This window comes from Rossellomorea sp. GCM10028870 (genome assembly GCF_042666755.1).
Taxonomy (GTDB): domain Bacteria; phylum Bacillota; class Bacilli; order Bacillales; family Bacillaceae_B; genus Rossellomorea.
Genome location: NZ_JBHTGN010000006.1, coordinates 182,895 through 196,181, shown reverse-complemented (window position 1 = coordinate 196,181; position 13,287 = coordinate 182,895). Strand labels below are relative to the sequence as shown.

Below are 13,287 nucleotides of genomic sequence, written 5' to 3'. Positions count from 1 at the left end.
TCACGAATATCTGAATTATCAATTTTCAGGAGGAGGAAATATGAAACTAGGTGCATTTTCTGTAAGCTTAAGTGTGAAAGACATTCATAAATCAAAAGCATTTTATGAAAAACTTGGATTTCAAACTTTGGGAGGGGAAATTGCCCAAAATTGGCTTATCATGAAGAATGGAAGTACTGTAATCGGTCTGTTCGAAGGTATGTTTGAGAAGAACCTCCTGACCTTTAATCCAGGATGGGATCAAAATGCTGAAAATCTCGAATCGTTTACGGACATTCGGGACCTTCAAAAACAGCTGAAAGAACAAGGTGTAAAAATGTTGACTGAAGCAGATGAATCAGGCGAAGGTCCTGCAAGTTTCACGATTGAAGATCCTGATGGCAATCCGATTCTTGTAGATCAACACAGATAAAAAGAAGGTTGAAAAGGAAAAGCTCAGAGCTGAATCTGAGCTTTTCTTGTTTCTTATGTTTATTAAAAAGGGTTCGTCGCCCACTGAAGAGACTGCTTGATAAAGATACGCGGGTGTAATTTCAGCTGAGAAACCATATGTTCCGCTAAATCCTCGGGCTGCATGTATTTCTCTTTGTCCGCTTCATCGAGCTTATCCCCAAAGGTAAGATCCGTTGCCACGAGGCTTGGGTTCAGAGTCATGACACGGATATTATGTGGACGGACTTCCTGCATCAACGCTTCTGTCATCCCTTGAACGGCAAATTTCGATCCACTGTAAGCCGTGCTTTTTGCCGTGCCTTTCAATCCGCTGCTGGAAGAAATATTGATGATGTCCCCGCGGTTTTTCTCGATAAGTTGAGGCAGGACGGCACGCGTCACATGATACGTTCCAAATACGTTGACTTCAAAGGTTTTCTTCCAATCTGCCGGATCGATTTCCAGAAAAGAGCCGTACGTTCCGATACCGGCATTGTTGATCAGGATATCGGTTGGACCGAGTTCATTTTTCAGTTTCGAAATGGCTTCATCCACTTGCTCCATATCTGAGATATCAGCTACTGCGACACTGGCTTTCACACCCAGTGATCTTGCTTCTTCCGCCACATTTTCCAGTGTACTTTCTGTCCGGGCGATCAAGCCGACATGAACACCTTCTCGGGCTAGCTCCAATGCTGTTGCCTTTCCGATTCCCCGGCCAGCACCCGTAATATAAGCGATTTTACCTTTAATTGATTGTGCCACTATGGATCATCCTTTCAAATCTAATTTCTACCGTTAGTGTAAGGCCAGGGGAATGGATAAGCAAATGATAAGAGAAATAGCTCCGAGAGTCTCGGAGCTATAGTGCAGTCATTCACTTTTTTGCCTCAAATATCGTTTATCATTCATAAACAAGCTCCAAAAGTAGACAAAACCAGGAAACAGGATGATGAATCCGACAATATAGGTGATGAACACAGCCTTAAACGAGTTGGGATCCGTGAATCCGGACTGGATCGTGACTTCCGGGTAGATGATATAGGGCAGGTGGGCTTTACCGTATACATAGCTTGCCAGAACATATTGAAATGTCACGGCGATGACTGCCACACGGGGCATTCCCTTCATGCCCTCTTTATTGGTGGGTAGAAATAATGCTCCCCCGGCAACCAGGAACCCGATTAAGGAGAGCCATAACAAATTCTGCTCTTCCATCATTCTATCATATATCCATGACGCTTCATTCTTCATGGTGAACATAATGAGGAACGCCATAATGACAGAGATTGGACCGATGATCATCGCATCCCGCCGATACACTTTAAAGGCTTCAAATTCCTTAGAAGCTTTTGAGTAGTCAGCAAGAAGCAAGGATGAAAGAAATAACGTACTGGCAACGGCAAATCCGAAGAAGGCATATTCATGTGGACTCGTAAACAGCTTCCCGAGAAGAAGCGTTTGTCCGTCTTCAAAATCGATGTAAGGTCCGTGAGAGATGGGAAGTACGCTGATGAGCAGACCTGGAATCAACAATCCTGTAATCCCTGTCACATAGGTCAATGGCTTTCTGTAATCATCTGCCACGTGAGAGAATACCAGAAATGCACTTCGAAGAGCCAGAAGCAGCAGGATTAAACTTCCAGGGACGAGCAGCACCGTTCCTAATGAATAGGCTGCACCTGGAAACATACTATACACTGCCACTACCAGGGCAACAATGAATGTATTCGTCACCTCCCAGGTTGGCGACAGATACCGGTTGGCGATATTGGTGGCTTTTGTCTTGTCATGATTAATGTAGATCATCGACCAAAAGCCGGCCCCGAAATCCATCGTTGCCATGACGGCATAAATAAAGACGAACCCCCATAGTATCGTGATGGCAATCAATGCTTGTGTCATAACTTCACCTCCCATTATTGCTGTTTATGTGGATAGAGGAATATCCTTATTTTTTCCTTCCGCTTTGTTGATGTCTTTTTCAGGCGGATTCCGTTTGAAGTAATACAAGAGAACAAGAACCACGGACACGGCTAAAATCGCATAAACCGAAACGAACAGAACGAACAGAACGGCTAAGTTTCCCGTCGTGGTAACCGAATCCTCTGTACTCAGGATGCGGTAAATCGTCCAAGGCTGACGGCCGGTACAAGCGAAAATCCATCCGAATTCGATAGCTAAGATCGATAGGGGGCCACCGGCTACAAACGACCACATCAACCACTTAGGGAACCGGTCTTTTTTCAATAATTTGTTCCATACGTAGGCAATGAGGGAAAGTAAAATGAGCAGGGAGCCGATTCCCACCATCGCGTTGAATAACGTATGAACGAAGAGAGGCGGCCAATATTCTTCAGGAAAGTCGTTTAAGCCGATGACCTCCGTATCGAAACTGTTTCCAGCAAGAAAACTAAGGGCCCAGGGGATCTCGATCCCCCATTTTACTTCCCTCTCTACAGGATCCGTGAAGCCTCCAATGGAAAGTGGTGCATGGGTTTGGGTTTCAAACAAGCCTTCAGCTGCAGCCAGTTTCTCAGGCTGATACTCATGAAGCATTTGAGCCGATTCATGTCCATTAATCGCTGTGAAGAAGGAGAAGACGCCCCCTACTAATAAACAAATCATGAGTGATTTTTGATGAAATTTATAAATCCTTGACCCAAATGAAGTTCGGAGCATCTTAAATGCAGAAACTGTAGCAATCGTGAACGATCCCACTACATAAGCAGATAAAGCAACATGCCCCGCCGTAACGAAAAAGCTTGGATTGAAGAAGGCTTTCCAAGGATCCACGTTGGTAATTTCTCCGTTCACCATTTCAAATCCGGCGGGTGTCCCTTCAAACGCATGCACATTCGTGATTAAAACAGCTGAAGCAAGTCCACCGATGGCGACCAGGACAAGACTCACGATTCTCATCCAGGGAGCGATCCGATTCGCCGCATATACATAAATAGACATAAATAACGCCTCAACAAAAAAGGCATAGATTTCGATTTGGAACGGCAGTGCCATCACCCGCCCGATAACCTCCATGAACCCGGGCCATAGGAGTGACAATTGAACACCTGCAATCGTCCCTGTCGGAATCCCTACCCCCAGCAGCACGGCGAAGGCCTTCGTCCAGCGTTTTGCCATCACGGAATAATCGAGATCGTTCGTCCGTTGATACATTATCTCTGCAACAAGAATCATTAACGGAATACCGACTCCAAGTGTGGCAAAAATGATATGAAAGGCCATTGTAGTACCAAACAAGGAACGAGCAATTACTAATTCATCCATTCTCATGTCTCCCTTACTAGTCTTTAACATTTCCTTATTGTCCACTTAATGGAAAATAATATTCATGATTTTTAGTAGGGGGAGAAAGTTTGATTGTTGATCTGGAATGCTGTTGGCGAATGTCGATTTTTTTAAGTTGATAATATAATAGGCCGAGTCGATAATATATGGGCCAGAGTAGATAATACAGCAGTAAATTTAATCGTATATTGGCATAGAGCTTTACGGGAATCGAAAATATATATGCAAAATGAAGCAGAGGGTTTGATTTGAAAATAAAATTGAAAATTTGAAAAGAAATGGCTCGATTTTGAAAATAAAACTGGAAAATTGAAAATAAGTCGACCGAATTTGAAAATAAAATTGATATCGGCCTACTCCCGGAGCTAAAAACCCGTCGATAATTGCTAATATACTTGCTAATTTAACGATTAATCTTGAAAAGTACCTTTTTATAAAGATTTTTAATCGCAAAAACTAAAAAAGAGCAGCTCGCCAGCTGCTCTTTCTCAAAATGTTCTATTGTAATGCCTGTTTTAAAGTCTCGATGTTCTTCTTCATGAGTGAAAAATAGTCTTCATCATTCTTTCTGTCTTCTTCCGTAAGTACAGAAAGGTTATGAAGGGTCAGGGCTTTTGCACCCAATTCGTTTTGTACGACTTCTGTGAGACGGGAAGAGACGTTTTGTTCAAAGAGGATGTATTGAACATTGTCTTCTTTTCCTTTTTCAATGATCTTCTTAAGTTCTTGCTGCGATGGCTCATCAGCCGTATTCAATCCGGCAATGGCTTCCTGGTGCAATCCGTATCGTTCTTCCCAATAGCTGTAAGCAGCATGAGAAACGTAGAAGGTTTTCTTTGGTGCATTTTCAGCCATGTCCTTAAATTCAGCGTCCAGCGCATCTAAATCTTTCGTTAAAGCATCGAGGTTTGCTTGAAAATCTTCCTTATGTTCCGGCATTTCTTCTGAAAGGGTATCTGCAATGGTTTTCGCCATTTCTTTAGAGTAGACCGGGTCTAACCATAGATGAGGATCAACGTCATGGTTGTGCTCATCCCCGTGATCGTCCCCGTGAGAGTCGCCATGTTCTTCGTGCTCTTCATGCTCTTCAGCACTTTCTTCACCATGATCTTCTTCATGTTTCAATTCAACATGTTCACTGGTCGGTACAACGACTACATCTTCGTTTTCCAGAATCGATTTCGATCCTTCAACGAATCCTTCAAGTCCCATTCCGATGTAGAAGAAAACATCTCCATCAGCCATTTTAATCATATCTTTTTGTGAAGGCTCAAACGTATGCTCATCGGCACCTGGAGGGTAAATGCTTTCCACATCCACATGTTCCCCACCGATTTTTTTCGTGAAATCCTCGAGTGGATACACAGTAGTGTAGACTTCCAATTTATCTTTCTTTCCAGCCTCTTCCTGCTCAGAAGTGGCTCCGCAAGCGGACAATACGAAAATCAATAATAAAAATAAACTCATACGAATATAGTTCAAGAGGAATCCTCCTTTAAATGAAATAATTTGATAACTGTAATGATTACGATTTAGCACAAAGGTTATTTTACTACCGTTATGGGGAATAAGCAAGATAAATGGATGAATTTTTATATTTTATCTTTTTAAAAAAAGAAAGACTACCTCCGGATAGGAGCTAGTCGGGATGATTCGTATTTTTAGATGGCCACTTTTCTGGCACGTAATCAATTCCACCAGGATGAAAGGGGTGGCATTTAAAAATCCGCTTTATTGTTAACCAGCCTCCGCGTATTGCACCGAACCGGCTCACTGCCTGCACGCCATAATGGGAACAGGTTGGATAGAACCGGCAAGTGGGAGGCTTGAGAGGAGAGATGACCCGCTGGTACACCTTGAATACAAGTAACAATAACCTTTTCATAACACGTCTCCTGATTGATTTTCTTTTACTATATCAGAACTGTGAAGAGGATAAAAATGTTTTTAACTGCTGTTCTTCCAATGTTCATCACAATCGGTTTTTCTTCCGTATATAAAAAATGTATCATTAAGAATTTCCAATTAGAAAATACAGGTATTTTTTTTAATTCGGATTAAGTTGATGAAATAACTATGAATTTACGTTATACTTATAACTAGAAACTAAATGGGAGTGATTTTAATGCCTTCAGTAGAAAGCTTTGAATTAGATCATAATGCAGTGAAAGCACCTTTTGTGAGACATTGCGGTGTCCATAAGGTAGGAAGCGACGGACTTATCAACAAGTTTGATATTCGTTTCTGCCAGCCGAACAAACAAGCGATGAAGCCTGATTCCATTCATACACTAGAGCATTTATTAGCCTTCACCATCCGTAAATACGCAGAGCCATATGCTCATTTCGATATTATTGATATTTCCCCGATGGGATGCCAGACTGGCTACTATCTGGTTGTTAGCGGAGAGCCGAAAGTGGAAGAAATCATCGGCCTTTTGAATGATACGATGAAAGAAGCGGTCGAGATAGAAGAAATTCCGGCAGCCAATGAAAAACAATGCGGCCAGGCGAAGCTCCATGATTTAGAAGGAGCAAAGAAATTGATGCGTTTCTGGCTTAGCCAAAGCAATGAAGAGCTAAAGCAGGTTTTTGCATAAGAACATTAAAAAAATCCACCGTTCAAATTAGAACGGTGGATTTTCTTTTATTTGTCTTGCTTTTCATCTTCTTGCTTCATCTTCTCCAAGTGAGGATTATCTTCAAGTGGATCTACTGTATGTTTAACCGCTGTATATGCTTTGGAAGTCGTAAGGGCACTTACGAATATCACTAAAATACATATAGCAACAGCAATGATCAGGACAAGAGTTACTGACATTACGCAACCCCCTTTTTTTCACTATTTTACCATAGAAGAATGGGATGGTCGTGGATAAATATCAACATTTTTATGACGGAAATACTCAAGGTTTCAATTTCCCTATAGAAAAATTTGGTATGCTGATTAGTGCGAATGACTTTTTATTAGTATGTACAAGCTTTGATAGTCGAAACGAGGGGGATGTTACCAAGGATGTTTCGTCAATGATGGGTAAGCAGGTCGCTGAGCTTCAACGAACACTCAGTATGAATTTATTGAAAAGTCAGATGGCGACTCAAACGGCTCAAGCGACCGTAATGATGAAAGAAATGCAGGTCAGTCAGCCTGCACCGCATCCCGATCAAGGACATGTCCTTGAAGTGAGGGGATGAAAAGGGAAGAAGCCTTGTTCCGGAAAAATTCGGATCAAGGCTTCTTCTTTCATTTGGAAAATGACTATACGATTGTCCAGCTCCGGCGGCTAGTCCCTCAAGGTCATTTCTGAAAAATCCCCAAAAGGCAAAGAACGCCTTCAGGGATTTCCCAGAAATGCTTGTCGGGCCTTAGCAAGCCGCCTCCGCTTTTCGATTAGTGAAGGCTCTTTTTCTCGAGTCTCACTCGTTCTTCGCTGTTGGACCATTTTTCTTTAAGTGTTTCGAATATGTATAAGCGGAAGAAGTATTGTAATTCTTCTGTTTCCATTTCTTGAATAAGTTCCAGGAGCTCGTTCCTGGAGGTATCTTCTAAGATTGTAAGGGCAATGAGGTCTAAGTCTTCGTCGGTACCTTTGATCCTTCCTCGGTACATTTCATAAATCTCTTCGATCAACTTCATGCGCTTCACCTCCCTTTCGTATCATTTTACCATGAACGTTTATGAATTTCTCTACATATTATGCTAGGACAACTCTTATTTGTCTTTACCCTTTATAAGACTAATTAACCACGAGATATAAATCGGTCTTTGCTCACTTTTGACATAAGCTGCTATAAAAGCCGGTGGAGTCCTGGCTTCACATTCACTTGTAACAAAGCCAACCATTAGGAAAAGGGGATGCTATATTTGGAAAAAAGTATGCTGTTCGTTGGATCGGGCCTGGGTGCAATGATTCTAAATTTATTTGGAGAATGGAATTCGCTGTTGACTATCTTGTTAATTGCCGTGATTCTGGATTATTTCACCGGGATGATTGCAAGTGGGATCGAAGGAGAGTTATCAAGCAAATCCGGTTTGAAAGGGATTGGCCGGAAAGTGCTGATTTTCGCTCTTGTCACGGTTGCCCACCTTATTGATACTATACTAACAAATCAACACTTTATTCGTAATGCGACGATTATTTTTTATTTATGTAATGAAATGATTTCAATCATTGAGAATGTAGGTAGAGCGGGAGTCCCCGTGCCGGAGTTTTTACGGAAAGCGGTAGAAGTGTTGAAGAAGAAATCGAAGTGAATAGAATTTCTTCAATTGAGGAAAATGAAGGATAAGTACAGTGAAGGAGTGGGAAGATGAACGAAGAACGACATGATTATTATATTGAAGTAGCCACTGGTGAAATTTCAAGAAGCTCGACAGATTCCGAATGGAACTTTAAGATATCTGCAACCGATGAAGAAATCACCCAGCTTCGGGAAGTGTTCGATTCCAATCACTCAGTCGATTGGCAGAATTTCTATCGGGCTCACGTACCCTATCTCCAGTATCATTTTGATCGCGAGAATGATGCGTATGATGAAAACTTGCATCTTGTGTATGAAATGATTCATAAATTGGGAGATGATGAAGCGAAGAAATTCATTGATAGTATAGGCATCCTGAATTCGCAACCTCATGAAAACCAGGAGTAATGACAAAAGTGTTGGTTCAGAAGTGAAATCTGTGGACCAATGCTTTTTATTTATGGTTAGATGAAAGAAAGTGTGTGCGGATGAGGTGAAGTCAGATGGAACAGTTTATCGATGAAAATGGGAAAAGAGTAGAAATATGCTTTGAAAAGGGAAGGTTTCAACAAGAATCATACCATGTGTTAGTTCTATGCCGTTACAAAGAGAAATGGTTGTTAACACGGCATAAAAAAAGAGGTCTGGAGTTTCCAGGGGGAAAGCAGGAAAAAGGAGAAACCCTTGAAGAAGCTGCGATCCGTGAAACGTATGAAGAGACAGGGGGAGTGATCAACCGGCCTTTATTTATAGGGGAATATAAGGTATATGATCACTCACCATTTATCAAAACCATTTTCTTTGCTCAAGCTGAGGAGCTCATAAACAAAGGTGATTATCTGGAAACAGAAGGAGCCGTCCTTTGGAACGGTGATTTCTCCAATATCCATGACGATCCTTCCTTTAGTTTTATCATGAAAGATCAAGTGGTGGACTTGGCTCTCAAGAGAATAAGGGACCTCGACCTTATGATTTGATCAACTTCTTTTCGAGCTGTTCAACCAGCTTATACATAATGGTAGCGAATATGGCAATGACAAGCAGGGATAGAAGGACAAGGGTAAAGTTAAAGACTTGGAAACCATAGATGATCATATATCCAAGCCCCTTGGCGGACACAAGGAATTCTCCTACGATGACCCCGACCCATGATAAGCCCACGTTTACTTTCAGTGTCGAAATGATGGTCGGGAATGAGGCAGGGAGAATGACCTCTTTAAACATTTGCCCTCTTCTTGCTCCGAAAGTCTGCATGACCTTTAAATAATTTGGATCTACTTCCCTGAAGGAAGTATACACAACAATCGTGGTGATAATGACGGAAATGACGGTACCCATGGCGATGATGGATGTGAAGCCGGGTCCCAACCCTACAATTAAAATCGGACCGAGGGCTACTTTTGGCATGGCATTAAGGATGACAAGATAAGGGTCCAATACTTTAGAAAGAAATGGTGACCACCATAATAAAGCAGCTAAAAGGGTTCCAAGTAAGGTGCCGAGAATGAATCCGATGATGGTTTCACCGAGTGTGACAGACAGGTTGGCTAATAGGCTTCCGTCTCCGAGTTTTATGAGAAACAGCTTCCAAATTTTCGAGGGTGAGCTGAAAATGAGGGGATCTACCCAGCTGTTCCGGCTCGCGAGCTCCCAAAGAGAGAAGAACACAAGGAAAATAAGAGCTTGATAAAACCAAACCCATCGCTGTTCTTTCTTCAATGATTGAATGTATTCCAAGTGTTTTTGTTTAATCGATTCGTGATTCAAGTTTTTCAAGCTCCTTCCAGATGGTTTGGAAAAATCCCGGGAATTCTTCGTGATTTCTGACTTCAAAGGGCATTAACCCTGTTAACGATGACGGGACCTCGAATGTGGTGTGAATCCGTCCTGGCTTTGCTCCGAATAGAATGATGCGGTCACTCATGGAGATGGCTTCCCCGATATCATGAGTGACAAGAATGGCTGTTTTTCCAAAAGACTTTAATGTGGAAAACACCAGGTCCTCAAGCTTCAATTTGGTTTGATAATCGAGGGCAGAGAAAGGCTCATCCAAAAGGAGCAATTGAGGTTCTGTGATCAATGTGCGAATCAGCGCTACCCTTTGTCGCATTCCTCCAGACAGTTCCCTCGGATACGACGTTTCTACACCCTCTAACCCCATCTCAGTCAATAAATCACGTGCTTCCTTCCTCTTTTCTTCTGTCAGGGTCCCCATAATGGTCAGACCTAAAAATATATTTTCTTCGATGGTTTTCCATGGAAACAGATAATCCTGTTGGAGCATGTAGCCGAGTTTCTTTTTCATTTTTCGGATAGGTTGGTTGTATAATGAAATCGTTCCTTCGGTCGGTTGGATGAGTCCTGCAATAATGGAGAGTAAAGTGGTTTTGCCGCATCCACTCGGACCGATAAACGAGACAAACTCACCTTCTTTTACAGAAAGCGTAATGTCTGAGAGGGCATGGGTGGCCGTTTTGGGTGAAAAGTAGGTATGATGGATCGATTCTAACGATAGAAAGTTCACTGTATTTCAGCCTCCATTTTCTTTTTTCTATAAGTAAATGAAGGGCTGACATGTGAAGTCAGCCCCAGGATTGTTGCTACTTTGCTGCTTTTTCAGCGATCGAAGTATTCACTAACGTTTCATGATCAACGGACTGCGGAAGCTCTCCTGCTTCATCCATGATGTTTTGGAGATTGTTCCACTCTTCTTCGTCAAGGATTGGATCGGTCGCAAAGGACCCTTGTGATTTATAGCGATCGACAACTGTTTCAATCAGTGCAAGCTCTGTGTCTTCAAAATAGGGCTCAATCACCTTAGCAATGTCTGCTGCACTGTTTTCCTCCACCCATGCTTGAGCTTTGTATAGAGCTTTCGTGAATTTTTCCACCGTTTCTTTGTTGTCTTTCATATAGCTGTCTTTGGCCATGAACGTTGTATATGGAACATGCCCTGATTCGGTTCCAAAGGAAGCCACGATATGCCCTTTTCCTTCCTGTTCAAAAATGGACGCCGTTGGTTCGAATAGCTGAACGTAGTCCCCTGTCCCCGAAGCAAAGGCGCTCGCAATATTAGCGAAATCAATGTTTTGGATCAGGTTTAAATCGTTCTGAGGATCGATGCCGTTCTGCTTCAGCACAAATTCCCCTACCATTTGCGGCATTCCGCCCTTACGCTGGCCAAGGAAGGTAGAATCTTTTAATTGATCCCAATCAAAGTTTTCCACTTTTTCACGGGAGACGAGAAACGTTCCGTCGGTTTGGGTTAATTGAGCAAAATTAATGACCGGATCATCCGAACCTTGTGCATGGACGTAGATGGAGGTTTCTGAACCGACCAGAGCGATATCGGCACCGCCCGATAGCAAGGTGGTCATCGTTTTATCTCCACCCCACGTAGTGGTCAATTCAATGTCCAGCCCTTCCTCTTTGAAGAATCCTTTTTCGATGGCTACATATTCAGGGGCATAGAAAATCGAGCGGGTAACCTCTGCTACACGAACCTTTTGTACGACTTCTTCTTTTTCTCCACATGCTGTCAAACCGATTGTTAACATGACGATGAGCAACATGGCAAAGCTACTTCTAAGCCATTTTTTCATTCAATATTCCTCCTTTAAGCTTTGTGAAACCGGTGTAACGATAGAATGGGATGAGTGCATCTCTCTTTGCCTTGTTTATCCTTATATATAAGAAGGGTAGGATGGTCATGAAGGCTGCGTCTCGGCATCTCCTGTTGATGATGAGATTTGCTAAAATAGTCTATGTAGAGTATAAAAAATGTGTGAATACCCAATGCACGTTTTGAAAGGAAGAGAATATGAAAAACGGAACGATTGTGAAGAAAACATTGTTTCCTTCACCTAATCCACATGTGGAACTATATGAAATTACCTATCTATCCGGAGGTCTCCGGGTGAGAGGCTTATTGGCTGAACCTGTCGGAGGTGGAAAGTATGATGGGTTCCTCTATCTGAGAGGGGGGATCAAAGGCGTCGGAATGGTCCGGCCGGCGAGAATCGCTCAATTTGCTTCTCACGGATTCATTGTTTTTGCTCCTTATTACAGAGGAAACCTTGGCGGAGAGGGAAAAGAAGATTTTGCTGGAGATGATCGTGAAGACGCCATTTCCGGTGTTGAATTGCTCAAACACTATCACAGGGTGGTCCATAACCGGATTCATGTGTTTGGCTTTTCCCGTGGAGGAGTAATGGCGTTACTGACAGGCGTGGAGCGCAGGGACGTTACCTCTGTTGTTACATGGGGAGGCGTTTCGGATATGTTCTTAACATATGACGAACGGAAGGATCTCAGGAGAATGATGAAAAGAGTCATAGGGGGAAGTCCCAATAAATTTCCGGAAAGATATGAATGGCGTACGCCCCTATATGAGTTAGAAAACCTGGAAGCTCCCGTTTTGATCATTCATGGTGAAAAGGATCAGAACGTTTCAGTTGAGCATGCATATAGATTAGAAAAACGACTGAATGAGCTGAATAAATCTGTGTCGTCCCAATACTTTAAAGAGTTTACACATTACTTCCCTCCACGAAAGAACCAACAAATCGTCTCCATGCTATGCACCTGGATGAAAAATCAAAAGACAGTGGTGTATGATTAAATACAAAAAGGATTGAGGTCAAGCGAAATGGGCATGGGCTTAGAGTTAAACACGATGATCGTGACAAAAGGAAAAGAAGTGAGGAAAGAAGAGAATCTGTTCGTACTGCAAAAGGACGGATATCGCCTTTACCCTATGCATATTCCGATAGAGGTAAGAAAAACGAAACACAGTGACCCGAGTGGTTACGGCAGTATCGAAAAGATGGAGTGGATGGATGAGAAAACGACGATCCTGTATCGGTTGATTTCCTTGAATTCCACGAACTAAATAAAGGAGGGCTGTAAACATCTGCTTACAGCCCTCCTTTTTAGTTGATTTCCTCATATAAAATATAACGATTATCCTCTGTCTGGGCGATTAGATAATTGCTGTGATCTTTCACGCTATAGATGGGTGTCCCTTTTTTTAGTATATTTGCCGAGAAATCATTCTCGGGGTGATATTGACTATCAATCTTTTCTTTAATAGATCCAAGCTTTTCATCCAGAACCAACTTCTTCTCCACAGGGACCTTCACATATTCCTTCTTGTTCACCACCATCATATCCCCGTATCCACATAATTCATGGGATGCAGGTTTTTTGTCTCCGCATGCACTTAACAAAAATACGCATAATAGCAAAACAATCAATCGCTTCATGTTTTTCCTCCTTATCATTTCTTCACATACTCAAAAGATAT

19 protein-coding genes are annotated in these 13,287 nt (G+C 42.3%); 8 read left to right on the top strand and 11 right to left on the bottom strand.

Annotation, left to right across the window (positions count from 1 at the left end):
* The first annotated feature begins 40 nt into the window (after positions 1–40).
* Positions 41–412, top strand: coding sequence for a VOC family protein (locus tag ACFQWC_RS21500; RefSeq protein ID WP_341356858.1), 372 nt, complete (start codon positions 41–43; stop codon positions 410–412).
* A gap of 62 nt (positions 413–474) precedes the next feature.
* Here the strand turns inward: ACFQWC_RS21500 and ACFQWC_RS21495 are convergent, their stop codons facing one another.
* From ACFQWC_RS21495 to yidD, 5 genes are all read right to left on the bottom strand, one after another.
* Complete coding sequence (locus tag ACFQWC_RS21495; protein WP_377109055.1) at positions 475–1,197, bottom strand: 3-ketoacyl-ACP reductase; 723 nt, start codon at positions 1,195–1,197, stop codon at positions 475–477.
* A 108-nt stretch (positions 1,198–1,305) separates the two neighbouring features.
* The gene (locus ACFQWC_RS21490) at positions 1,306–2,337 is read right to left on the bottom strand and encodes a cytochrome d ubiquinol oxidase subunit II (RefSeq protein WP_377109053.1); all 1,032 of its coding nucleotides are present in this window, start codon (positions 2,335–2,337) and stop codon (positions 1,306–1,308) included.
* 24 nt (positions 2,338–2,361) lie between these two features.
* Positions 2,362–3,720 (bottom strand): cytochrome ubiquinol oxidase subunit I, encoded by a 1,359-nt coding sequence (locus tag ACFQWC_RS21485; protein WP_282138950.1) that lies wholly within the window; start codon positions 3,718–3,720, stop codon positions 2,362–2,364.
* A gap of 519 nt (positions 3,721–4,239) precedes the next feature.
* Positions 4,240–5,214, bottom strand: a complete 975-nt coding sequence (locus tag ACFQWC_RS21480) for a metal ABC transporter substrate-binding protein (protein ID WP_377109066.1) — start codon at positions 5,212–5,214, stop codon at positions 4,240–4,242.
* 166 nt (positions 5,215–5,380) lie between these two features.
* Positions 5,381–5,626, bottom strand: coding sequence for a membrane protein insertion efficiency factor YidD (gene yidD / locus ACFQWC_RS21475; protein ID WP_299739497.1), 246 nt, complete (start codon positions 5,624–5,626; stop codon positions 5,381–5,383).
* 240 nt (positions 5,627–5,866) lie between these two features.
* Here yidD and ACFQWC_RS21470 point away from each other — a divergent pair, with 240 nt between their 5' ends.
* Positions 5,867–6,340 (top strand): S-ribosylhomocysteine lyase, encoded by a 474-nt coding sequence (locus tag ACFQWC_RS21470; RefSeq protein WP_299739495.1) that lies wholly within the window; start codon positions 5,867–5,869, stop codon positions 6,338–6,340.
* A gap of 47 nt (positions 6,341–6,387) precedes the next feature.
* On the opposite strand, the gene ytzI is transcribed toward ACFQWC_RS21470, so the two are convergent.
* The gene (gene ytzI / locus ACFQWC_RS21465; protein WP_299739493.1) at positions 6,388–6,561 is read right to left on the bottom strand and encodes a YtzI protein; all 174 of its coding nucleotides are present in this window, start codon (positions 6,559–6,561) and stop codon (positions 6,388–6,390) included.
* A gap of 50 nt (positions 6,562–6,611) precedes the next feature.
* Here ytzI and ACFQWC_RS21460 point away from each other — a divergent pair, with 50 nt between their 5' ends.
* A complete protein-coding gene (locus ACFQWC_RS21460; protein ID WP_377109052.1) occupies positions 6,612–6,935 on the top strand; it encodes a hypothetical protein in 324 nt (107 codons plus the stop codon).
* Positions 6,936–7,131: 196 nt separating this feature from the next.
* On the opposite strand, the gene ACFQWC_RS21455 is transcribed toward ACFQWC_RS21460, so the two are convergent.
* A complete protein-coding gene (locus ACFQWC_RS21455; RefSeq protein ID WP_044340349.1) occupies positions 7,132–7,377 on the bottom strand; it encodes a DUF6154 family protein in 246 nt (81 codons plus the stop codon).
* 228 nt (positions 7,378–7,605) lie between these two features.
* On the opposite strand from ACFQWC_RS21455, the gene ACFQWC_RS21450 reads away from it, so the two are divergent.
* From ACFQWC_RS21450 to ytkD, 3 genes are all read left to right on the top strand, one after another.
* The gene (locus ACFQWC_RS21450) at positions 7,606–7,995 is read left to right on the top strand and encodes a phage holin family protein (RefSeq protein WP_341356854.1); all 390 of its coding nucleotides are present in this window, start codon (positions 7,606–7,608) and stop codon (positions 7,993–7,995) included.
* A gap of 56 nt (positions 7,996–8,051) precedes the next feature.
* Positions 8,052–8,390 carry a hydrolase gene (locus ACFQWC_RS21445; RefSeq protein WP_299739484.1) on the top strand — a complete coding sequence of 113 codons (339 nt, stop codon included), beginning with the start codon at positions 8,052–8,054 and terminating at the stop codon, positions 8,388–8,390.
* Positions 8,391–8,485: 95 nt separating this feature from the next.
* Positions 8,486–8,959 (top strand): RNA deprotection pyrophosphohydrolase, encoded by a 474-nt coding sequence (ytkD, locus tag ACFQWC_RS21440; RefSeq protein ID WP_377109050.1) that lies wholly within the window; start codon positions 8,486–8,488, stop codon positions 8,957–8,959.
* Here ytkD and ACFQWC_RS21435 read toward each other — a convergent pair.
* The 3 genes from ACFQWC_RS21435 to ACFQWC_RS21425 form a co-directional block, all read right to left on the bottom strand.
* Complete coding sequence (locus tag ACFQWC_RS21435; RefSeq protein ID WP_341356852.1) at positions 8,949–9,749, bottom strand: ABC transporter permease; 801 nt, start codon at positions 9,747–9,749, stop codon at positions 8,949–8,951. The two genes, ytkD and ACFQWC_RS21435, sit on opposite strands and share 11 nt — an antisense overlap.
* A complete protein-coding gene (locus ACFQWC_RS21430) occupies positions 9,730–10,506 on the bottom strand; it encodes an ABC transporter ATP-binding protein (protein ID WP_299739478.1) in 777 nt (258 codons plus the stop codon). The genes ACFQWC_RS21435 and ACFQWC_RS21430 overlap by 20 nt, the downstream gene beginning before the upstream one ends.
* A 76-nt stretch (positions 10,507–10,582) precedes the next feature.
* A complete protein-coding gene (locus ACFQWC_RS21425; RefSeq protein ID WP_377109049.1) occupies positions 10,583–11,584 on the bottom strand; it encodes an ABC transporter substrate-binding protein in 1,002 nt (333 codons plus the stop codon).
* Positions 11,585–11,802: 218 nt separating this feature from the next.
* On the opposite strand from ACFQWC_RS21425, the gene ACFQWC_RS21420 reads away from it, so the two are divergent.
* Both ACFQWC_RS21420 and ACFQWC_RS21415 read left to right on the top strand, forming a co-directional pair.
* A complete protein-coding gene (locus ACFQWC_RS21420) occupies positions 11,803–12,603 on the top strand; it encodes an alpha/beta hydrolase family protein (protein WP_341356850.1) in 801 nt (266 codons plus the stop codon).
* A gap of 27 nt (positions 12,604–12,630) precedes the next feature.
* A complete protein-coding gene (locus ACFQWC_RS21415; RefSeq protein ID WP_299739472.1) occupies positions 12,631–12,873 on the top strand; it encodes a DUF2584 domain-containing protein in 243 nt (80 codons plus the stop codon).
* A 40-nt stretch (positions 12,874–12,913) separates the two neighbouring features.
* On the opposite strand, the gene ACFQWC_RS21410 is transcribed toward ACFQWC_RS21415, so the two are convergent.
* Positions 12,914–13,246, bottom strand: a complete 333-nt coding sequence (locus ACFQWC_RS21410; protein ID WP_299739470.1) for a hypothetical protein — start codon at positions 13,244–13,246, stop codon at positions 12,914–12,916.
* Positions 13,247–13,287: the final 41 nt, after the last annotated feature.

Excerpts from the sequence above, each read along its gene's own strand:
- ACFQWC_RS21500 (WP_341356858.1), top strand. The coding sequence starts at position 41 with ATGAAACTAGGTGCATTTTCTGTAAGCTTAAGTGTGAAAGACATTCAT.
- ACFQWC_RS21490 (WP_377109053.1), bottom strand. The coding sequence starts at position 2,337 with ATGACACAAGCATTGATTGCCATCACGATACTATGGGGGTTCGTCTTT.
- ACFQWC_RS21485 (WP_282138950.1), bottom strand. The coding sequence starts at position 3,720 with ATGGATGAATTAGTAATTGCTCGTTCCTTGTTTGGTACTACAATGGCC.
- yidD (WP_299739497.1), bottom strand. The coding sequence starts at position 5,626 with ATGAAAAGGTTATTGTTACTTGTATTCAAGGTGTACCAGCGGGTCATC.
- ACFQWC_RS21470 (WP_299739495.1), top strand. The coding sequence starts at position 5,867 with ATGCCTTCAGTAGAAAGCTTTGAATTAGATCATAATGCAGTGAAAGCA.
- ytzI (WP_299739493.1), bottom strand. The coding sequence starts at position 6,561 with ATGTCAGTAACTCTTGTCCTGATCATTGCTGTTGCTATATGTATTTTA.
- ACFQWC_RS21455 (WP_044340349.1), bottom strand. The coding sequence starts at position 7,377 with ATGAAGTTGATCGAAGAGATTTATGAAATGTACCGAGGAAGGATCAAA.
- ACFQWC_RS21445 (WP_299739484.1), top strand. The coding sequence starts at position 8,052 with ATGAACGAAGAACGACATGATTATTATATTGAAGTAGCCACTGGTGAA.
- ytkD (WP_377109050.1), top strand. The coding sequence starts at position 8,486 with ATGGAACAGTTTATCGATGAAAATGGGAAAAGAGTAGAAATATGCTTT.
- ACFQWC_RS21425 (WP_377109049.1), bottom strand. The coding sequence starts at position 11,584 with ATGAAAAAATGGCTTAGAAGTAGCTTTGCCATGTTGCTCATCGTCATG.
- ACFQWC_RS21420 (WP_341356850.1), top strand. The coding sequence starts at position 11,803 with ATGAAAAACGGAACGATTGTGAAGAAAACATTGTTTCCTTCACCTAAT.
- ACFQWC_RS21415 (WP_299739472.1), top strand. The coding sequence starts at position 12,631 with ATGGGCATGGGCTTAGAGTTAAACACGATGATCGTGACAAAAGGAAAA.
- ACFQWC_RS21410 (WP_299739470.1), bottom strand. The coding sequence starts at position 13,246 with ATGAAGCGATTGATTGTTTTGCTATTATGCGTATTTTTGTTAAGTGCA.